This window comes from Epilithonimonas sp. 33E (assembly GCF_059372615.1).
Genome location: NZ_CM182009.1, coordinates 1,687,613 through 1,710,271, shown reverse-complemented (window position 1 = coordinate 1,710,271; position 22,659 = coordinate 1,687,613). Strand labels below are relative to the sequence as shown.

The 22,659-nt window shown below is 39.0% G+C and carries 16 protein-coding genes; 4 read left to right on the top strand and 12 right to left on the bottom strand.

Annotated elements, in window-relative coordinates:
• From xylA to AC5P2S_RS07925, 4 genes are all read right to left on the bottom strand, one after another.
• Positions 1-1,329, bottom strand: a complete 1,329-nt coding sequence (gene xylA / locus AC5P2S_RS07940) for a xylose isomerase (protein ID WP_494556869.1) — start codon at positions 1,327-1,329, stop codon at positions 1-3.
• Between the two features lie 110 nt (positions 1,330-1,439).
• Positions 1,440-2,924 (bottom strand): xylulokinase, encoded by a 1,485-nt coding sequence (locus AC5P2S_RS07935; protein ID WP_494556868.1) that lies wholly within the window; start codon positions 2,922-2,924, stop codon positions 1,440-1,442.
• Positions 2,925-2,941: 17 nt separating this feature from the next.
• A complete protein-coding gene (locus AC5P2S_RS07930) occupies positions 2,942-3,667 on the bottom strand; it encodes an NUDIX hydrolase (protein ID WP_283415162.1) in 726 nt (241 codons plus the stop codon).
• A gap of 520 nt (positions 3,668-4,187) precedes the next feature.
• Positions 4,188-4,355, bottom strand: a complete 168-nt coding sequence (locus AC5P2S_RS07925; protein ID WP_494556867.1) for an ArsR family transcriptional regulator — start codon at positions 4,353-4,355, stop codon at positions 4,188-4,190.
• A gap of 383 nt (positions 4,356-4,738) precedes the next feature.
• Between AC5P2S_RS07925 and AC5P2S_RS07920 the strand changes: the two genes are divergently transcribed.
• The 4 genes from AC5P2S_RS07920 to AC5P2S_RS07905 all read left to right on the top strand — a co-directional run bounded on the left by AC5P2S_RS07920 (position 4,739) and on the right by AC5P2S_RS07905 (position 7,231).
• Positions 4,739-5,182, top strand: coding sequence for a nuclear transport factor 2 family protein (locus AC5P2S_RS07920; protein ID WP_494556866.1), 444 nt, complete (start codon positions 4,739-4,741; stop codon positions 5,180-5,182).
• 149 nt (positions 5,183-5,331) lie between these two features.
• Positions 5,332-5,964 (top strand): hypothetical protein, encoded by a 633-nt coding sequence (locus AC5P2S_RS07915; protein WP_494556865.1) that lies wholly within the window; start codon positions 5,332-5,334, stop codon positions 5,962-5,964.
• Positions 5,965-6,000: 36 nt separating this feature from the next.
• Complete coding sequence (locus tag AC5P2S_RS07910) at positions 6,001-6,240, top strand: helix-turn-helix domain-containing protein (RefSeq protein ID WP_494556864.1); 240 nt, start codon at positions 6,001-6,003, stop codon at positions 6,238-6,240.
• Positions 6,241-6,310: 70 nt separating this feature from the next.
• Positions 6,311-7,231, top strand: a complete 921-nt coding sequence (locus tag AC5P2S_RS07905) for a bestrophin family protein (protein WP_494556863.1) — start codon at positions 6,311-6,313, stop codon at positions 7,229-7,231.
• Positions 7,232-7,510: 279 nt separating this feature from the next.
• Here the strand turns inward: AC5P2S_RS07905 and AC5P2S_RS07900 are convergent, their stop codons facing one another.
• The 8 genes from AC5P2S_RS07900 to AC5P2S_RS07865 form a co-directional block, all read right to left on the bottom strand.
• Positions 7,511-8,419: a carbohydrate kinase family protein gene (locus AC5P2S_RS07900; RefSeq protein ID WP_494556862.1), complete on the bottom strand. Its 909-nt coding sequence runs from the start codon at positions 8,417-8,419 to the stop codon at positions 7,511-7,513.
• A gap of 3 nt (positions 8,420-8,422) precedes the next feature.
• A complete protein-coding gene (locus AC5P2S_RS07895; RefSeq protein ID WP_494556861.1) occupies positions 8,423-9,964 on the bottom strand; it encodes a glycoside hydrolase domain-containing protein in 1,542 nt (513 codons plus the stop codon).
• An 11-nt stretch (positions 9,965-9,975) separates the two neighbouring features.
• Positions 9,976-11,370, bottom strand: coding sequence for a DUF4960 domain-containing protein (locus AC5P2S_RS07890; protein ID WP_494556860.1), 1,395 nt, complete (start codon positions 11,368-11,370; stop codon positions 9,976-9,978).
• A gap of 14 nt (positions 11,371-11,384) precedes the next feature.
• Positions 11,385-13,082, bottom strand: coding sequence for a RagB/SusD family nutrient uptake outer membrane protein (locus AC5P2S_RS07885; RefSeq protein ID WP_494556859.1), 1,698 nt, complete (start codon positions 13,080-13,082; stop codon positions 11,385-11,387).
• 19 nt (positions 13,083-13,101) lie between these two features.
• Positions 13,102-16,209, bottom strand: coding sequence for a SusC/RagA family TonB-linked outer membrane protein (locus AC5P2S_RS07880; RefSeq protein ID WP_494556858.1), 3,108 nt, complete (start codon positions 16,207-16,209; stop codon positions 13,102-13,104).
• 56 nt (positions 16,210-16,265) lie between these two features.
• Positions 16,266-17,819 carry a glycoside hydrolase family 32 protein gene (locus tag AC5P2S_RS07875; RefSeq protein WP_494556857.1) on the bottom strand — a complete coding sequence of 518 codons (1,554 nt, stop codon included), beginning with the start codon at positions 17,817-17,819 and terminating at the stop codon, positions 16,266-16,268.
• Between the two features lie 32 nt (positions 17,820-17,851).
• On the bottom strand, positions 17,852-19,165 hold the full coding sequence (locus AC5P2S_RS07870; RefSeq protein WP_494556856.1) for a sugar porter family MFS transporter: 1,314 nt from the start codon (positions 19,163-19,165) through the stop codon (positions 17,852-17,854).
• A 526-nt stretch (positions 19,166-19,691) separates the two neighbouring features.
• Positions 19,692-22,457, bottom strand: a complete 2,766-nt coding sequence (locus AC5P2S_RS07865; protein ID WP_494556855.1) for a substrate-binding domain-containing protein — start codon at positions 22,455-22,457, stop codon at positions 19,692-19,694.
• Between the last annotated feature and the right edge of the window lie 202 nt (positions 22,458-22,659).

Below are 22,659 nucleotides of genomic sequence, written 5' to 3'. Positions count from 1 at the left end.
TTAGATATACATATTCACAATAGCTTCGAAAAGTTCCTGTTTACCGCTTTTCGGCATTGGTTCTCCTGACTCGTGTGCAATCTTCTGAAGGTCTTCTAATGTTAGTTTCCCTTCTTCAAATGCTTTCCCATTACCATTGTCAAATGATGAATATCTCTCGTTTCTCAGTTTATTGTAATCAGAATTTTCAAGAATATCCGCAGCTACCAATAATCCTTTTGCAAAAGCGTCCATCCCCGAAACGTGTGCGATGAAAAGGTCTTCCGCATCCGTAGAGTTACGACGGATCTTCGCATCGAAGTTAACACCTCCTGTTCCCAAACCGCCAGCCGGAAGAAGTACAAGCCAAGCCTGGATCATCTCATAGTAGTCCACCGGAAACTGATCTGTATCCCAACCATTCTGATAATCGCCTCTGTTGGCATCAATACTTCCCAACATTCCTGCATCTACAGCTGCCTGAAGTTCGTGCTCGAAAGTATGTCCGGCCAAAGTAGCGTGATTGACTTCAAGATTCAGTTTGAAATCTTTGTCAAGACCGTAATGTCTCAAAAATCCAATTACCGTTTCAGCATCATAGTCATACTGATGTTTTGTCGGTTCCATTGGTTTCGGCTCAATCAGGAACGTTCCTGTGAATCCTTGTTTTCTTGCATAGTCTCTGGACATCGTAAGGAATTGTGCAAGATGGTCTTTTTCACGTTTCATATCGGTATTCAGAAGACTCATATAGCCTTCTCTTCCACCCCAGAAAACATAATTTTCTCCACCAAGCGCAATTGTTGCATCGATAGAATTCTTAACCTGAGTACCTGCGCAAGCTACCACATCAAAGTTTGGATTAGTTGATGCGCCATTCATGTATCTCTCGTGAGTGAAAACGTTAGCAGTTCCCCAAAGTAATTTGATTCCGGTTTCCTGCTGTTTTTGCTTGGCATAATCTACAACGGTCTGAAGATTTTTTTCATAATCTCTCCAGTTGTCAGCAGGATCTACTAGATCAATGTCGTGGAAGCAATAAAAATTGAAACCCATTTTCTGCATGAATTCGAAACCTGCATCCATCTTGTGCATTGCCCTGCTCACAGCATCAGTTCCTATATCCCAAGGATGATGGATCGTTGGTCCCCCGAATGGATCGCTACCATTTGCACATAGCGTATGCCACCAAGCCATTGCAAAACGTGTCCAGTCTTTCATAGGTTTTCCCATCACTACTCTGTCTGCATCATAATAGCGGAATGCCAATGGATTTCTGCTTTCTTTTCCTTCGAATTTGATTTTGTCGATACCTGTAAAAAACTCTTTTGTACCTGTTAAAGTGTTCATTCTTTTTATATTTATTTTTTAATTATTCTCGATTTTGACATAAAATCTCCCTTCCTCATTGATTTTTTAACATCAATAAGTTAATTGATAAATTTTCTTTTTTGTGGGAATTAAATTATTTCGTTAAGATGATTCTTCCATCTTGTATAGGCTTCTAAATATTGTTCTCGCTTCTCGTGTTCCGGTTCTATGACAGCAATTTTTTCCAGTGAAGAAAAAGCCTCGGAAGAATCCGAGTAAAATCCAATCCCCATGCCTGCGGCTCTTGCAGCTCCTACAGCACCGTCCGTATCATAAAGTTCAATCATAGCATTGCTCACACTGGAAAGTGTCTGGCGGAAAATCGAGCTTAGGAACATATTGGCATTTCCTGCACGGATTACATTGATATCCATCCCGATATTCCTCATAATATCCATTCCATATTCATAGGAAAATACGATTCCTTCCTGTGCTGCGCGCAAAATATCACCTTTCGAATGGATGTTAAAGTTGATACCGTGGATAGAGCAACTTGTGTCCTTATTCTCCAAAACCCGCTCTGCACCATTTCCGAAAGGAATAATGCTCAGCCCTTTTGACCCAATCGGTGAGAGCGATGCCATATCATTCATATCACCATAAGACGCGAGCGATGTTGCAAAGTTGTGCTTTAGCCAAGAGTTCAGAATTCCCGTTCCATTGATGCATAGCAAGACTCCTAATCTTGTCAATTCTTCGGTATAGTTCACATGGGCAAAAGTGTTGACTCTGGAAAATTTATCATAATCCAGCTTATCCAGAACTCCATAAACCACTCCCGAAGTTCCTGCTGTAGACGCAATCTCTCCCGGATTGAAAACATTAAGAGACAAGGCATTGTTTGGCTGGTCACCGGCTCTGTATGATATTGGCGTTCCTACCTTCAGTCCCAATTCCTGTGCTGCAGCTGCAGAAACTGTTGCCTGAATCCCGAAAGTTGGTACAATATCCGGGAAAAAACTTTTCGGAATACCATAATAATTAATCACATCTTCAGATATGCAATTGTTTTTAAAGTCCCAGAAAATCCCTTCGGATAAACCTTCAATCGTCATCCCGATTTCTCCGGAAAGTCTCATCGCAATGTAATCTCCGGGAAGCATTATTTTATCTATTTTAGCAAATAATTCAGGTTCATTGTCTTTTACCCAAGCCAATTTTGAAGCGGTAAAATTACCTGGTGAATTAAGCAGATGCGACAGACATCTTTCTTCTCCTATTTCTTTGAAAGCCTTTTCACCATAAGGCACTGCACGGCTATCGCACCATATTATGGACGGTCTAAGGAGATTTTGATCCTTGTCAACCATTATTAATCCGTGCATCTGCCAGGTAATACCAATTCCCTTGATGTCTTCTGCATGTACTCCGGATTCGTGCATTACGGCTTCATGTGCCAGTTTCAGGTTTGTCCACCAATCGACAGGATTCTGTTCTGCCCAGCCAGGATGGATTGCTGTGATTTTCATCTCTTTCTTCGGAGAAAATTCTGATGCCACAACTTTTCCGCTGGATGCCTCTATGAGACAAACTTTTACAGAAGAACTGCCTATATCATAACCTAATAAGTACATAATTTCTTTAAACGTTTTTATTTTATGAGCTTGGTATTATTTTTCTTATAAACCTTGGCATCAAACTTATAATATCTTGCTGCACGATGTGAGACATTGGTCTCTATCTCATCCAGCGGAATAATGTAGTTGAATGAAGAAATTCTTTTATGAAAATTCTTGATGTCAATCTTTTTTTCACTAAGTGCACTATATAGCTGATATAATTGTCTGATTGTAAATTTTTTTGGCAACAATTCGAATATAATGGAGAAATCCATTTCGATCCATCTTCTTACCTCTACCAAAGACTCATTGATGATTTTATTATGGTCAAAAGGCAGAGCCGGAATTTCATCAAAAGGAAACCAGTCTACAGTATCATATTTTGAGCTGTTGATCTTGTGATCAATCTTGCATAATGAGAGATAGGCTACGGTAATGATCCTGTCAATATCCTGCTTATACTCCTTTCCCATCCATTTGATATCATTCATATTATTGGCTCTTTCCGGGTCTGCAAAACATTTGAACTGTTTCAGAACCATTTTTTTAATTCCTGTCAATTCATGAAGTACACGTTCCGCAGCATCATCCACATCTTCATCGCTAAATATCAAACTTCCTGGTAACTTCCTTTGTCGCTCCACAGGAATATCATCTACATGACGCTGAACCAATAAAATGTTCAATCGGTTCTCATAATCGAAGCCGAAAACAACACAATCTACAGATACATAAGTATGGATAAAATTTGGACTCATTGTCTTGTTAACATTTATGTAACATTACAAATATAAAAATTCAACTGAATAAAAAAAATAAATTACACATTATCTACTGCTTATCAATACTTTACATATCTATTTTTTATGATATCATATGTATAATTTTTATGATAAGCTTATCATAAAAAAAACACTTAGCTAATTTGTAAAATTTGAATTAACAAACAATTAGTAAAATTTTCCAACGAAATTTTATTGATGATTTTTTAAGAAAATTTTATGATAAGAATCATGAAAAAAAGCCTGAAAAAAAATAAATAAAAAGTGTAAAAAACACACTTTTAAATAAAAAAAACACTAAAATTTAACATTTTTTTTTCCATTTTTTATATGCAAGCAATCATAAAATTGTCAATAAGGGAATTTTATGATCAAAAAAATAAAATATAAAACCAGTAAAAGTAAGGATAGGAATATTTAAAATAAAAAGGAAGAAAACTTTTGTTTGTTATTTAGAATCATTGTTTAAGAACCACTGATGAATACTGAATCTGAACTAATTAATTTTTGATAAATCAATACCTAGTTTGGTAAATTCCTTTTCTCCAATCTCGGTAATATAAAAATGCTTATCCTCAGGTTTTTCCTTAGCAAGCCATCCTTTTGCAATAAATTGTTCAAGCAATAGGCTACCAAGTTTTCCGCCAATGTGTTCGTAACACAATTTAGCAGGCTTTTTTTTTAAAAAAATTGTTCTTCATTATCTTTTAGATAAATACAATTGATGTTAGTATAAAGCTGTATCATACAAATATACTAATCTTCTTTGACGCGCTTCTGTCTGAACAATAGCGTTTCATTATAAAAATAATTTAAACAGTAATAATTGAGTAAAAAAATATTATTCAATTGTATAGTTAAGCAATTAAAAAATCTCTTTCGTTTTTTATATAAAAAAGCAGAAAAAGGACATATTTTTAAATATATCGATATAATGATTGATTTTTAAAAACAATACGATTCGCAGCCGCCTAACTTTGCAATAAGAAATTTAACTACTGATCAGGGTTAAGCATTAATAAACAATAACACACAAAAATCAAGATTATGAATACTAAAGAACAAATCAGAAACGCAGCACAGCAAACTTTTAAAAACCATTTGGAATTTTTGTCTTCCGGAAGAATAGAAGAATGGGTTGACCTGTTTAAAGAAGACGGAATACTTGAATTTCCGTATGGGCCTAAAGATTTTCCTACGTCAGTAAGCGGTAAAAAGGAATTGTATGAATATATGAAGAATTTTCCTGACCATTTTGAAGTTAAATTTGATAATTTACATTTCCATGCGACAGAAGAACCTACATTCGTTATTGCTGAATTTACAAGTGACGGCCATGCTGTTTCCACCGGGAAACCCTACATTCAGAAATACATTTCCGTTGTCACTACGGATGAAGAAGGGAAAATTATACGATATGTAGACTTCTGGAATCCTATGGTTGCGCTGGAAGCTATTGATGCTCCTTTAAGCAGTTTTGTTAAGGAATAATCTGACATTAACACATCAATTCTAACAGCAGAAATTTATCCTGATGATTTCAGCTGTTAGAATTCACCTTCAAAGACATTGAAATGAATATATTACGTAAATTTGCTCACATACATTTTATCTTAAGCCGATTTTTTAGACTTCATAAAATGATGAAACACGAAACCGTAGAGGAATATTATGCGCAGCGTCCTTTTATTAAAACTTCTGATTTAAATGGAGAAGAGGGGCATTTCAATGTATTTAAAATTGAAACTCTCCGTGAGGACGATCCCAAAACAATTGCATACGGCCGTAAAGACTATTTTAAGATATGCGTAGTATCCGGCAAAAGCAATATCCATTATGCGGATAAGAGCTTTGAAATTCAAGAGCACGGACTCCTTTTTGCTCATCCGTTAATTCCTTATAATTGGGAGCCTCTGGATAAAAAACAAAAGGGCTACAGCAGCATTTTCACGGAATCTTTTTTTGAAGGACAGGGCAACTTAAAAAAATATCCATTTTTTCAACCCGGAGGATATCCTGTTTATGAACTCAACGAAGCCGAATTCATTACGCTTACCAATATATTCAGACAGATCGAAAAGGAAAAGAAGTCAGATTTTGAATATAAAAATGATGTCATCTGCAATTTAATTTTTCAATTGATACACAGCGCTTTGAAAATGAGGCCTACAACAAATGTGATCACAGAAAAAAACAATGCTCCGGGAAGAATTACTGCTTTATTTATGGATCTTCTGGAAAGCCAGTTTCCGATAAAAAATACAATTGACTGATTAACTCTTCGAAGTGCTTCCGAATTTGCTTCGCAAATGGCAGTTCATGTGAATCACCTCAACAAATCCGTGAAAGAGATTACTCAGAAAACTACTTCTGAGCTCATCGCCGAGCGACTATTAAAAGAGGCCAAAATAATGCTTAAACACAGTTCCTGGGCTATTTCCGAAATTGCTTATACACTGGGTTTTGAAGGCCCTGCACATTTTAGCACCTTTTTTAGAAAACAGCTTAATTTATCTCCTTCACAATACAGAAACAGTATAGGCGGATAAATAAATTCCTCTGTAACTTTTCTTAAACGAATTTAATACTGTTTAATACATCATATTAAAATAGCTAACTATGCTTATCACCGAAAATGTACGTTTAAACCGTATCCTTAGCGGAACATGGAAAAATTTTGTATTTTCTATCGCAGCGTGTTCCATCGCTTATATCATCAATGAGCTTTTTGTAAAGAGTTTATTTTCATTTCCTGTTTTTATTCCTACCGTATTAGGCACTGCGCTTGCCTTTTTTATTGGATTTAACAATAATCAGGCATATGACAGATGGTGGGAAGCCCGTAAGATTTGGGGCTCTCTTATCAACAACTCCAGAACTTTTGCCCGGGAATTGATCAGCTATACCACAAATAATAAAGATGGTGAAGAAAAGGAAAACTCATCAATTATAACGGAAAAATTAATAACAAGGCACATTGCTTTTTTATATATACTTAAAAATAACCTGAGAAATACCGCTCATGAAAATCACCTTAGCTATCTTTCAGCAAAAGAAACAGAGATTATAGCTAAGCATTCTAATCAGCCCAATGCGTTACTATTGCTACAATCCTATGATCTTAACGCATTATACAGGAATAAAATTTTAGATGGTTTCAGGTTTCTCGAGATCAATCATGCACTTACTGCATTTGGTGAGGATATGGGAAAGGCTGAAAGAATCAGGAACACCGTTTTCCCGACAACCTATTATTTTTATGCAAAAAACTTCATCTGGATCTTTATCTATTGCGTAACGATGGCAATGGGCAATTCTATCGGAATATGGTCTATCTTATTTGGAAGCCTGCTCGGATATGTTTTTTTTACCATTCAGGCTATAGGACAGAAGCTTGTGAACCCATTTGAAAAAGACAATGTCATGGGAATTCCACTGGATCAGATGACCAGAACTGTCGAAATTACCCTTCTTGAAATGCTTGATAAAAAAGAAATCCCGGATCCCATAGTAAGTTCAAATGCCGATTATGTAATGTAGGATGAATTTAACTTTGAATTGCCAATAAATTTTTATTAGTATTCCCATCATGAACAAGCATCGAAAAATCTTCTGGGGAAATTTAATGCAAAAATATTGTTATTTGATTAGCAAAAAATTATTACTAAATAAATTATTCATTAAGTACATCAAAATTCGATCAATGTCAGCAAGAAATAATTTTAGGATAATTCTGTAAAGTTCACAAATAGCAAATAACACCAACTGTCTTTAGTTGGTGCCATTTTTATTGTCATTTTGAATTCTTTAAAAATTATCTCAAACCCTTTCCTTTATAAACTCTTCAATCTCTTCATTCCGAAGTTTCGGATTAGCTCCAGAATAACTCGCTACCAAAGCACCGATCGCACTTGCAAAATCCAGTGCCGTTTCGGGATTTTTATCTGATAGTAATTTCGCAATCAAACTTGCAAGGAAAGAATCGCCCGCACCGACAGTGTCCGCCACTTTTACTGGATAGCCACCGTGCCTATAAAACTTGTTGTTCCAGAGTAATATTGAGCCGTGTTTTCCCAACGTGACACAAATAGAATCTGTATTTGTTTTTTCAGAAATGAAACGGATATTTTCTTCAAGATCATCTGATTTAAAACCCAGCTCAGCGGCAATTTCCAGGATTTCTTCATCATTAAATTTAATGAAATCGGCTTTATTCATCAATTCTTCCAGAAGCCCAATGTGGTAGAAAGGTTTTCTCAGATTAACATCAAAAACCTTGAACATTCCATGGTTGGAATCCAGTAGCCTGAAAAGCGTGTTTCTTGAAGCATCATTCCTGCAGACAAGGCTTCCGTAAAAAAAGACATCAGCATTTTTAACGATATTCAAATTATCATTATTGGTTTCAATAAAATCCCAGGCAGACGGAAATTTGATTTCATAAGTTGCAGAACCACGCTCGTTCAATGTTACCTGAACAATACCCGTATCATAATCTCGGGTTGTCATGATTCCACTGGTATCAAGCTGGTTTTCCCTGACATAGTCACAAATTATTTTTCCATCCTCATCATTTCCAACAGCACTTATCATCGCCACCGGAAATCCGAAAGACGCCGTTCTCAGTGCCAGATTGAGCGGAGCACCGCCGATTTTTTTTTCTTCTCCAAACACATCGAAGAGCACTTCTCCGAAACTGACTGCATTTATTTTTTTATTAAGGAACATTAATTAAGGATTTTTGACATTAATATTACTGAATGAACTGTCTGCAGTACCAAAAATACTCCATTTTTTGTTAACAACATCATACACACGATTGCTGAACGCCAGTTTATCATTCACATAGACCACACAGACATCATTGCTGATGAAAACCGTTACGTTATAACTGGTTCCTGAAATTCCGGACAAAGGATAAGCATTGGCAAAATCCTCACTTCCGCCGTTCATTACATAACTCGCCATTATGTTGGAAGAAGGTTCGAATGAAATTTTAAAACCATTTTTCCCGTCATTATCCTGCGCCAGAATCAATCCTGATTTCCCGTTAGCAGAAGCGTTCAACGTAAAGCTGATCTGATTGGCCTTCTGGAGTTTACCGAACGTTACCTGAGAATTCGCAGAAAGATTAAAACTATTCCCGTTCTGAGAAGCATTACCTGTAATCTTATCTACGGAAAGCGGAGCATTTTGTCCATATACAGATTGTAAGGTAGAAACAGGTTTCACCGCCAACGTTCCATCCGGATTCTGAACTAATTGATGTGCTACGAGATTTCCCGCCCAGTCTTTTCCACCGGTGTTGCTTTCAGGGACTTTTCTGGCAGTCCAGCCTACCAGATAACGATTGGCATTGTCCGAAACGGTTTTTGCAGCGTAGAGATAAGAGCCGTCCAACCGGTCATTTGCAGGTGTAGCCCAAGGTCCGTTTGGCGAAGTTCCGATTCTGTAATGCGTTCCACTGTTGTTACTCCAGTTTTCAGAGAAAACAAGATACCAGTAATTGCCCATTTTGAAAAGGTCGGGACATTCCAGCATAATGTAATTTTCTGACGAAGTTGTCGTGTAAATCGGGTTTTCAACCGTCCAGTTTCCGTTTGCTGGATTGGTTGTAGTAAATTTAAGAACAACTGCTTTTTTAGCTGAAGTCTGTGCAGAAACCAACATCCAGTATTTTCCATCCTCAGCATTGAAGAAAACGTGCGGATCGCGGAATTCATAATCATAATAGCCAGCCGGAGCAGTGATTTTAAAATTTTTCACTTTCGTCCAGTTTTTCATATCGGTACTTGTTGCCAAAAGCACACTTTCCCTCGGATTACCCGCTAAAAACGAAGCAATTGCATTGTGCCCTGTGTAATAGTAATAATATGTATTTCCGACTTTCACCAGACTTCCTGTTCCAACACCAAAATCCGGTTCAGAAGCTGTTCCGTAAGGAATTTGTCTCCCTTGATAAGTAAAATCCTTGAAATCGGTCGTCTCAAAGCTGTGAATATCGTGAAATCCTTCACCTGCAGGTTTAGTTTTAGCATCGTGCAGGAAGAAAAGATGAAATTTTCCGTTTTCGTAATACGGCATTACATCACCAACATAACCTGCAGTGTAATAAGGATTAGTGGTTCCCATCCATTGATTAGGCGGTTGTGGAAAGATGTTCGTCTGTCTGAAAATATCTTCCGGATTCACATCAGCCACCGAATCCTGATTCTGGCAGGAATAAGTTGCTAAAGCCATCACAGCGGCTAAATATATTTTTCTGATTGTCATTGATTCTGATATTAATGCGTTACAAGATAATTAAGGCTGTTCTCCGTGATTTTTTTGATGTTATCCAAAAATCCGTTCGGCTGGCTTGGCGTTCCGTTCGCAGTTTCGTTGTACCAGTCGTAGGCACCCATTGAGATAGTGATACACTTTTTATTGGCAGTTCCTCCCGGAAATTCTGCCACCGCAACACGTCCGTCCAGAGTGTTATCCCAAGCTTCGCTGGCCAGATTATTTCCTCCTGTCTGTGTTCTCCATCCGGCTCCGTTCACATAACCGCCCCAATCCGGCAAGAACCACCACGCGGTGTGATTCAATCTAAATGTTCCTTTCTGAAGGAAATTGGATTTCCCGGATTCGTAGGTCAGGAGTCCATCAAAAACAGGATGCGCTTCGTTACCTTTGAAGGAAATCCCCCAATCGTTGTTTGCATCTACAAACCCGTTCGGTAAGAAATCCCCGAAAACATTATTCGGACCTTTTCCGGAAGGCACAATTCCCAAAGCATCCACATATTGAGCAGCAAATCCCGTTAAAAGAATATTTCCGCCCGCATTCAGATAGGTTTTGATTTTAGAGGTGACGTTTGCATTTAGCGCATCACCCGGCAAAGCGGTAGCCGAGTCAAAATGCCACCAAATCACATTGATGCCCGTAAGGTTAGCTGCACCACTCGCCACATCTGCCATTGAAACATAAACCGCTCCGGAAAACTTTCCGAAAAGCCAGTCAGAAGCTGCAATTTCATCAGGATTGGTAAGACCTGTTCTGGTTGCTGCCGTTCCGAGGAATGCCACTGTTGGTCCAGAAACCGGAGTGGTTACTTTTGCCGTGTAGATTTCCGTCAGATTCGCATTGGAAACGGTAAACTGTACAGGGCTGCTAAAATTAATCGTAGTTCCTGATGCAGGATTAATGTTCACACTGCTTGCTATTTCAATCACAGGCTGCAATGCAGTAAGATTAGTTCCTTCCGGCATTGTGAGTGAAATCGTTTTGCTGGAATGGTTGATGGTTGCCGATAATCCATTAATTTTAAAACTGATAATCGGAACCTGAGCCTGAACCGTCACCTGATAATCTTTATAAATATTACCATTCTTCATTCTGAATTTGACAGGCTGCGAAAAATCAATTACAGTTCCCGAAGCCGGGGAAATCACTGCACCTTGCGGAATTTCTATTATTGGCGATAAAGCTTTCACGCTCGTTCCGTAAGGCAGCGTTACCGTGATTTTATCATTTTTATTATCAATGTCTCCAGAAACGCCGTTTACTTTAAAGGAAGAAACATTTACCGAAACATCTGTTACCAGACTGTCTTCCATATTGTTGTCGCAGGACCAGACCAATATTGCGGAAACCAGCAATAAAATGAATATCTGAAATTTATTAAATATTGTTTTCATAAACCTTTAGTTTTTTAGTAACCGTTATTTTGCTTGTACAATCCCTGGCTGAAATTGATCTGAGCCAATGGAATCGGGCAGTATTCTTCAATTCCGTGGTCAAATCCTGCCTGAGAGTAGTAAGATCTTTTCGTTTTTTCTCCGGAATAATAGGTATTCATCGTACCTGCCGCGGTTCCCCATCTCACAAGGTCGAAGAAACGGCTACCTTCCATTGCAAATTCCATTCTACGCTCCCATCTCAGGGCTTTTCTTGCAAAATCCTGATTCCACGTACAGTTCACGCCCGGTTCATATTTACTGATAAGGTTGTTTGAAGTGTAACTTCCGGTCAAAACCGTACTGTTCGCTGCACGCTGTCTCACCTGATTGATTAACGGCAACGCTTCATTGATTTGTCCAAGTTCTATTAAAGCTTCTGCCTTCATCAGCAACACATCGGAATAACGGATAATGATCCTGTTTTTGGAATTGGCGTAAAACGGGTCTACATTCACCGTGCAACCACATCCTACGGGTACATTTTCCTTTAACGAAGCATAATAACCATAAGTTCCCGGGCTTCTGTTCCAGCTTTCCTGATAGATTTTGTTTTCCTCGTATTTCCAAGGCAATCCCGGCAAAGCAACCGTGTGGTAAAGTCTTGGATCTACTTTGTAATTATTGAGCTGATTGTAATTCAGATCCGTATCATTATACGTATCAAACATTGGCAGACCTTGTGGCGTTGTCTTGAAAGCATTCACCAGATTCTGGCTTGGTTTGTGGAAATCGCAGCATCCTAAACCTTGCGGCAGAGAAAGCACATCACCATAATTCAGTCTTCCGAAAAGCGTTCCGTCATTATCGGAATATTGAATGGAGAAAACCGATTCCGGACCATTCTCATGCGTTCCCGGGAGAAAATTGTACCCGAAATCTGATTCCAGAGTATAGTTTCCGATCACCTGATTAGCAGCATCAATAGATTTTTGAAGGGTTACCGGATTAATTTGGGTCACCGTATAATTGTCGTCCTGCTCATAGGCCTGATACAATCTTACTTTGGCAAGATAAGCGTAAGCTGCACTTTTCTTTGGTCTTCCGACTTCGGATTGCGTTGACGGCAAATCGGCGGCAGCATCTTCAAAATTGGAAGCAATAGCATCCCACAGTTGCTGGTCGGTTTTCGCACGGTTGGAGATTTTCGGGTAATCATCAATCGGTGTATTTTCATCCACGTAAGGCACATATTTGAAGAGGATTTTCAACATAAAATAAAAATGCCCTCTCACGAATTTCATCTCGGCAATACGTTTCTTCTTATCCGGATATTCCGCTTCAGAAAGCTGATTAAGCGCACCAATTGCTTTGTTGCATCGTCCGATTCCAACATAATGCAAATACCATAAACGGTCCAATTCACCAAAATTCGAACGGATATTATTGGAAATTTCAAAAAAGTGAAATGCCTGAATGTCACTGGTTCCGCTTCCGCCTTTGTAAGCATCATCAGAACGTACATTTCCGTACGGCCAAAGGCTGAAAGGCGTGTCGTAATGGTCGTTTCCAAGTGCTGCATAAGCGGCAATTACTAAACCATCCACACTTTGAGGCGTTGCTACATCGGCTTCGGAAAGCACACCTCTCGGATCGTTATCCAGAAAATCGTTGCAGGAAGTTGTTCCCAGAAGGAAAGCACAGGCAACTGTCAAAACTATATATTTTTTCATTGTTTTAATATTTAAAAATTTAAAGGGATAAATTAATTCCAAAATTGAATGTCAGCGGAAGTGGATAACCGAAAGCAGGCGTTTCAGGGTCAATGCCTGTGAAACTCTTGGACTTGATAGTCAGAAGGTTCTGTGCGCTGATATAGATTCTAAAATTGGTAATTTTATACTGCTCCAATAGATTTTTGGGAATGCTGTAACCTAATTGTAATACCCTCAGTTTTAAATAGCTTCCATTCTCCAAATAATAAGATGAAAATCTACTCTCCCCATTGCTGTCCACCGTTGTAAGCGCCGGAATATCGGAATTCGGGTTCTGCGGCGACCAAGCATTGAGCAATCTTGTTCCTTTGTTGGAACCAATGTCATCTACGCTCCAGAAATCGGTCTGGTATTTTTTGACATTGATGACATCCACATCGCCTATACCTTGCCAGAATATCGACAAATCGAAATTTTTATAGGAGAAATTAAGATTAACGCCATACATAAATCCCGGATTCGGATTTCCGATCCATGTTCTGTCTTTGTCGTCGATAATTCCATCATTATTTAAATCGGCATAACGAATCCTTCCCAATCCTTTGCCCGGTTGAGTAGCGGAATTATCTACTTCAGCCTGCGTTCTGAAAAGTCCATCTGCAACATACCCGTACATCGAACCAATTGGTCTTCCCAAGATATTATCCGTAGTTCCGTTTCCACCATAATTGTTGATAACCGATTGCGGCAATTCCGTGATTTTGTTTCGGTTCATCGAGAAATTCCCGGAAATATCGTAGCCGAAATCGCCAGCAGTTTTATCGCCATAACCTAAAGTGAATTCAATCCCTTTGTTTTCCATAGAAGCACCGTTCATCCAGCGGTATCCGCCCTCGCCGATTATAGCAATGTAATCCGGCCTTACGAGAAGGTCTTTGGTTTCTTTTTTATAAATATCCACACTTCCCGTCAGTTTCTGATTGAAAACTCCAAAATCTAAACCTAAATTGGTTTGTGTAGTGGTTTCCCATCTTAAATTGTCATTCCTAGTCTGTGTTGCGATGAATCCTGACGGTAGTAAACCGCTTCCAACACCTGAAATATCATAAGCTGTTCCGTAAGAAGTTGCCCAGGTCGGGTTGCCGCCTGCATAATCGGCGATGTAAAGAGAATACACTGCCGAGTTGCTGATTTCCTGATTACCGGTCTGTCCCCAGCCTGCTCTCAGCCTTAAATCTGAGAAAAACGGAATAACTTTTTCAGCAAAATCTTCTTTGTTGATTCTCCATCCCGCAGAAAATGCCGGGAATGTTCCGAAACGGTAATTTTTTCCAAATCTTGATGAGCCATCATAGCGTAGCGTAGCAGAAAAAAGATAACGGTTGTCATAATCATAATTTAATTTTCCGAAATAGGACAAGAGGCTGTAATAAGTAGAACTTCCGCCATTGAAGGCATCGCCGGTTCCTGCATCAGGATACATATAATCTGGCGTTTCGATTAGAAATCCTTCTTTTCTGAGCCAGGTATTGTTAAAAGTATCTTTGTACATTTCCATTCCACCAAGCAAATCGAAGTGGTGGTTACCTGCTTTTGCGGTATATTGAGCCGTGTTGGTCCAAGTCCATTTTTCAGTATCGGACTGGTCGATGTTCACAGCATTTGTTTTGTTTTGAAGATAACCAGAGACATAACTTCTTTGCAACATCCTTTTATAATAGTTGGAAAAATCGATACCGAAGCTGGATTTCAGTGTCAAGTTTTTCACAGGAATAAGCTCTGCGTAAACGTTTCCGAAAAACCTTTGGTAACGATAACCGTTGTCTTTATTGTATTCCAAAAGACGGACAGGATTCTGACGGTCGTTCATCCCGCCAACCGGACCGCCCCACCCGATTCCATCCACAGTATGAACAGGAATAATGGGCAATGCTCTCAATGCCGGATCAAGAACACCCGGATCCATCAATTCGTTGGTTTTATTGTACGTAAAATTTTCCCCGATTTTCAACTTACCATCGAAAAAATTATAAGAGGTGTTCACACGGGCAGACAATCTTTTGAAATTGGTCAGCTTTACGATACCGTCATTGTCATAATAACCCATTGAGAAGAAGGCAGAACCTTTATCCGAAGCACTTGAAGCCGCCACATCCAAAGAATTGGCAACACCGGTCTGGGAAACCTCATCATACCAATTGGTGTTGGCCGATTTGATGGTTTTTGCCGCATCCAGATATTCCGGAACGTAGCTGTTGTATAGGGTCGGAACGCCATTCTGAACACCCCAGTCGAAGCTGTAGCTTAGATTATTAAGATTCGGATTCAGACCGTCATTGATATTAGCCTGCCAAAGCACCTGCCCGAATTGTTTTGCGTTGAGAACAGGGGTCTTTTTTGCATATTGGGAAAAGGCCGTATAATAATTCAGGTCGATTCTCATCTTTCCTTTTTTCCCTTTTTTGGTGGTAATAATGATGACACCGTTTGCCGCTCTGGAACCGTAGATACTTGCGGAGGAAGCATCTTTCAGCACCTGCATCGTTTCAATGTCGGCAGGATTTAGCTCGTGCATTCCTGCTTTTGTAGGAACGCCATCTATCACGAAAAGCGGGTCTGTATTGCCATCTTTCAAGGTACTAATCCCACGAATGAGGATTTTGGTATTGCCTCCGGAAGGCGAACCGTCCGTAGAGATGTTTAACCCTGCCACTCTTCCTTGAAGGGATTTGATGGGGTTAGGTTCCCCTTGTTTGTTCAGATCTTTCATATCGACAACAGAAACCGCACCCGTGATGTCGGCTTTTTTCTGTTTAGTATAGCCTGTTACCACCACCTCTTCAATGTTTTTGACTCTATCAGATGCCAAAATGATGTTGAGTACAGTTTTTTCATCCACCACCACTTCTTTCGTAGTATAATCGGGATAAGTAAAAACCAGTGTGTTTCCTTTCTTCAAATCATTGATCTGAAATGTCCCGCTGCTATCAGTTGTGGTAGTAGCACCCGTTTCGGAAACGGTGACAGTCACGCCGCTCAGCGGTTTCTGATTGGGAGAAAGCACCTTTCCTTTCACAATTTCCTGCGCAAAAATGTAGGAAAACGGAAGAAGGCAAAAGGCGACTACAATTTTATATTTCTTCATATCATATAGTTTTAATTTTAATTGATTGTCTACGGAATGTTCTACACAGATATTGTTTATTTAATATCAAGCTGATTTGCATAGATATTTAACGAGCTTCCTTTCGTGTCGGTTGATAAGGTCAATTCTGAAAAATGTTCGTTCGGGAAGAAGATTTCGGTCATTACTTTTTCGCCGTCGTTGAAGAAGATTTCAATGGAGGTCTTGTCGATGACCAGTTTCATTTTTGCTTCAGGATACATCTGATTCAAAGGCGCTTTGGTAACCGGCGTGGCGTAATGGTTTCCAAAACCTGTTTTCCCTGATTTGGAACGATCTACAAACAATTCTTTTGTTTTATTATCAATTCCAAAAACGACTTCTTCTCCCAAAGAATTTTTCAGAGAAAAGCTATAAGTTCCGGCAGTCATCTTCTTTAAATTTAAATCGAGAACGGCTTTAGTCATGTCAATTTCTGAAGGACTTACTAATTTATTTTCAGCCTTAAGATCGATTTTTTTCCGGATAGATTTTCCTTGATAATTTTTCAGTCCGGCAACGGGAATATTTTTAAGAATATAGCCGTCTTTTGTTTTCTTGAGTGAAACTTCCCTCGCCATTGTCGTACTGCTTCTCCACGCTTCCGTAGGAACTTCCTGCGCATATTCCCAGTTGCTCATCCAACCGATAATCACCCGTTTTCCCTGCGGAACATTATCAAACGAAACACTGGCATAATTGTCTTTTCCCCAATCCAGCCAGGCTGCTTTTTCTTTCTGAAGCTGTTTCGTGAAATGTTCATCAATCTTAAAAATTTTCCCGTCAAAGTCACCGACAAAATATTGTCCTGCAGAACCATTATTTGGTCCGCCTGGATTGATATTGACGATCAGAACCCACTTTTCTTCATTGGTGCCTTCTATTTTTAATGGAAATAGATCAGGGCATTCCCAAACGCCGCCGTGACCGCCCAGATCTTTTCCAAATTCGGATTGGAACGTCCATTCTTTCAGGTTTTTTGAAGCGTAAAAGTGCGTTCTGTCCTGAGCCGCCAAAACCATAATCCATTGCTGTCTTTTGCTGTCCCAAAATACCTTTGGATCACGAAAATCACGAATTCCCGGGTTTTTAAGTACAGGATTTGAACTATATTTTGTCCAAGTTTTGCTATTATCCAAAGAGTAAGCAATTCCCTGGGATTCTACATCTATTTTACCGTCTTTTTCCCGGTTGGGATTGTGATACGTGAACACCGCAACGACAGGATTATTTTTGGAATCCCCGAAACCTGAAGTATTATTTTTATCGACCACCGCACTTCCTGAGAAAATGTATCCCAAATCATCCGGATAAAGAGCAATCGGCTGCTCTTCCCACTTGACAAGGTCTTTGCTTGTGGCATGTCCCCAGTGCATCGGTCCCCATTTGTTTCCATCGGGATAATGCTGGAAGAACAGGTGATAAACACCGTCTTTGTAATAAAGCCCGTTCGGATCATTCATCCATCCTTTTTGGGGACTGAAATGGAAATTGGGGCGGTAAAGCTGCTCTTCCTTCTTAGAATCCGACTGAGCGTTGAGATTCGAAAAAAAGACAGAAACGACAATTAAACTTGATATTATTTTTTTCATTGAATTATTTTTCTCGAAGATTTTTGAATATTTTATTCTTTTGTAAGTGTTTTGCTTAATTTTTCCAGTGATACGCCTTTTGTCTCCGGCATCATAAAAATCACAAATAACAGCTGGAATACCATTGCGATCGTAAATACCAGAAATACCGTTCCGGCGCCAATCGTAGAAAATAATGTCGGGATAAGGGACGGAATGATCGCTGCCAAAACCCAATGCGTAGAACTTCCGAATGCCTGTCCTGATGCACGGAGATGATTCGGAAAAATCTCGGAGATAAAAACCCAGATCACCGTTCCCTGTCCGATGGCGTGAGAAGCGATAAACAGGAATAAAAACACAGGAATCGCCAAACCCGACCAATGGAAATAAAACGCCATAGAAACCAATCCTAACGAAATGATATAGCCGATAGAACCAATGTACATCAGGGTTCTTCTACCAACTTTGTCGATGAGATTAACACCAACCAACGTAAAAACCATATTGACAATTCCAATCCCGATACTGCTGAGAAGTGCCGTTTTCTCGCCCAATCCAGCCTCACCAAAAATTCTCGGTGCATAATATAAGAATGCATTGATGCCCGACATCTGATTGAAAAATGCGACAAGAAAAGCGAGCATCAGCGGAAAACGATACTTTTTCATAAAGATATTTTCCTTTGGTGCTTCGGCGTGATCTTCTTCCATCTGAGAAATGAGTAGGTCAGAATCCTGATCCGGATTTACGATTTTAACTACATTTTTGGCTTCATTTATTCTGCCTTTGGAAACGAGCCATCTTGGGCTTTCAGGAATTATAAGAACACATAAGGTGTAGATACTTGCCGGAATCGCCTGAACACCAAGCATCCATCTCCAGTCGTTATCTCCGATTCCACTGAGTAGATAATTGGATAAAAAGGCTACCAAAATCCCCAAAACAATATTGAACTGATACAATGAAACCAATCTTCCGCGATCTTTTGCAGGAGCGATTTCGGAAATATAAGCCGGCGCTGCAATGGTAGATGCTCCAACGCCCAAACCTCCCATAAATCTGAAAAATGCGAAAATATAAGGATCATTGGAAAGCGCTGTTCCGATTGCTGAAAGTGCATATAAGACACCGATTGCCAAAAGTGTTTTTTTACGCCCGAATGTGTTGGTCGGAATTCCGCCAAAGATGGCGCCGATAACGGTTCCCCACAATGCCATTCCCATTACTACCGCACCGTGAAATGCGTCTGAACTCTGCCAAAGTGCCTGCAGTTTTTTATCGGCTCCGGAAATCACCACAACATCAAACCCGAAAAGAAATCCTGCCAAAGCCGCAGTGACAGACCACATCAAAATTTTATTCATATATAAATATTTATTATTTTTTATTGATCAAATGGAATCGCTTCTTCTTATTGATGGTTGCGTTTACAAACCATAGCGATTTCACCTTTTGAAAAATATTACTTTGTTTGTGGCTAATATATCCCGGGACAGGAATGCGAAGGTCTAATTATGTAACAAAATATTTCGTCAAGGTTAATTATTTGTTAACTTATTTTAATTAACTGAAAATCAAAATTTTAAAATTGATGTAATTTCAAAATATGATAATGATGTTTCAAAAATGTAACACCATTCTATAAAAATGTTACGTAGATTATGAGGACTTTTAGAAGTATGAACGAATGTTAGTGTGGGAAGATTGACCGAAATTTGAGGTCGGTTTTTTGGAAACTACGGCTTTAGTTTTTATAAGATGATACTTCGATCATTGTTCACCCGAGCAACGACGTTTTATTAGTGCTAACAACGATATCTCGTTCGCACGGATATTGCTACTCTATTCGGGAAAGAAAAGAAAAGAAAAGAAAAGATATACAAGGATTAATTACTCCTCACCAACGCTCTTCCTAAAAACATTCGGAGAAACCCCAAACTTATTTTTGAAGACTGTGGAGAAATAATTCGGGGAAGAGAAGCCTGTTTTATAAGCAATTTCGGAAATAGTCAGTCCGGGATTTTGCAGCATCGATTTTGCCTGTTCCAGACGGATATTGTTGATGTAGTCGCTTACATTCACGTCAAACATTGCCTTTATTTTTCTGTAAAGCTGAATTCTTGAAATATTAAGTAAATCTGCAAGATTTTCCACTGAAAAATCGGGATTGTCAATATTGGTCTTGATGATTTGATTCAATTTGTTCACAAACGTCTGCTCCATATTTCCGAAGGATTTGCTGTCCACAATTCTTCCGATGTTGTTGGTGTAATAATAACGTAGTTTTTCTCGGTTGTAAAGCAATGAACGCAGTGACTGTGTCAGAATCGGATAGCTGAATGGTTTGGTAAGATAAAGATCAACCCCGGATTTCAGTCCCTGAAGATAAGATTCCTTATTGTCCAAAGCCGTGAGAAGAATAACCGGAATATGAGATGTTCTGAGGTCATTTTTCAGGATTTCGCAGATTTCAAATCCGTTTTTTCCAGGAAGATTCACATCGCAGACAATGATGTCGGGAATTTCGCTTAGCGCTTTATCAATCGCATCCGTACCATCGGAAACCATCACATCAAATTCCGTCTGAAGCTTGTTGCTGAGGAAAAATGACAAATCCGAATTATCCTCCACCAAAAGCAAAGAATACCGATCACCAGAATTCTCTTGATTTTGCATAAAACTTCCTTCTTCCACCGCGCCAAAAACATCTTCTTTTGCCAACGTTTCCGCATCCATAACACTAGGTTCTTTTATCATCTGATCTTCATTGAAATGCTTGTTTCCTTTGTAAAGGCTGATGATAAATTCCGTTCCCTGAAAAGAACTGACCTCGATTTTCCCGAGATGAAGCTCCATAAACTGACGGCTGAGATGAAGCCCAATTCCTGAACTGTTTTTCCGGTTGTTGGAACCTTTAAAATAGGGTTCGAAAACGTTGCTGATCTCTTTTTCCGGAATTCCTATACCGTTGTCTTTGAAGCTGATAACCGCCTGATTTCCTTTTTCCTGGATCGTAATTTCAATTTTCCCGTTGTCCGGTGTGAATTTAAAAGCATTTGACAAAAGGTTAAAATATACTTTATCCATCAGGTTCCTGTCAATATACAGTTCCAGATTTTTGTTTGAGGAATGGATTTCGAACTTAATATTCCTTTTTTTGGCTTCATTTTCAAAATCCCTGAAAATGCCATAAGTGAAATCGTAGATATTGGTTTTGGAAACCCTTAAATTAAAGGTTTTATTTTCTATCTTCCTGAAATCCAAAAGATTATCTACCAACCTTAGCAAACGGTTTGAATTTTTATTAATCAGTTCCAGCTCATAAGACGGCTTTGTACCCTTACTTTTAAAAGTATCTTTCAATGATTCCAAAGAACTTAAAATGAGGGTTATCGGTGTTTTGAATTCGTGGGACAAACCCGTGAAAAAGTTTACTCTTGCTTCATTACTTTCCTTGAGTTCATTGGCAATGGTTTCAATCTGATTCCTTTGAATCGTCACACGTTCGTTGGTGAGGGTAAGCTGTTTATTTTTAATTTTAATGGTATAAATCAGGTAAATAGCATAGGCAATCAGGCAAAACATCAGAATCAAAAGTACAACTGACCATCGGAACAATTCTCTTTGGGAAGAATAGAGTTCGGTCTGCTTTTTCACGGCATTCACCTGATTTTCAATCACACCCTGCTGTTCGATGATTTTATCGAACTGGTTGCGCATAATTTCAGCATTCAGCCTGTCGATAATGGTTGTACTGAGCTTGATTCGTTTCGGTGGAATTTGCCCGTTGTAGATTTTAATAGCTGTTTCAATGGCTTCCGTTCCGCCGGTAGGATAAAGTAAAGTGGCATTCAATTTACCGTCCAGAACCATCTGGATTCCACCGTCTTTGGTGTTCAGACCATCCACACCGATAAATTTGATTTGATTTTCCACACCGGCATTTCTCGCTATTTGCCATGCTTGCGTTGCTAGTTGGTCATTGAAAGCAAAAACATACAGGCTTTGATTTCCCAATGAATCCAGAGTTTTTCTGAATGCTTCAGCAGGAAGACCTTTGAAGGTTTTTATCAGTTCTGTATTGGAATTATTTTTAATAGTTTGCTGAAAACCCAGACTTCTTTCCGTTGTAGGCGAAGAATTGTCATCGCCTTTTATTTCAATGATTTTTTTTAAATTTTTAGAATCTGAAATAATGTATTGCGCCGCTTCTTTGCCAATCTCCACATTATCAGCACCGATATAAGTAGCATATTTATCAGAATTGATTTTTCTATCCACCAAAATCACGGGAATTTTTTTTGCAAAGGCTTTTTCCACAACAGGAACCAGCGAATTGGGATCAATAGGTGAAATAATGATGATATCCGCTTCATTATCTATCATCTTCTGAATATCCTCGATTTGCTTCTGAACCGACCCTTCTGCTTTGCTAATGCTTAGCTGCACCTCAGAATGCAAAGACGCCTGAATCTCCATGGAATGATTCATGGCCTGTCTCCAGGGATGATTTCCCAAACCTTGCGAGAAGCCGATATTTATTTTATCCGACTTTGCTGAAGCATCCTTGCAACCATGCAAAATCATCAGCAACAAAAATAAAACGGTACCAACCTTGGGAAAACCAAACGTTCTAAAAGCTTTTTTTGTGGACATATGAACACAATATTAATAAAGATGTTTTACACCTACAATTTTTGGTGAGAGTATTTTATGTTAATTGAATATTAGGTTATTCATCTAACAATATCAAGAAGTTACAATTTTATAAGTTCTGTAACATCATTGTAAAAATCAATCGAAAGAATCATCATCCCAATCACAAAAAAACCTCGATAGACAAAGGGACTGTAACGAA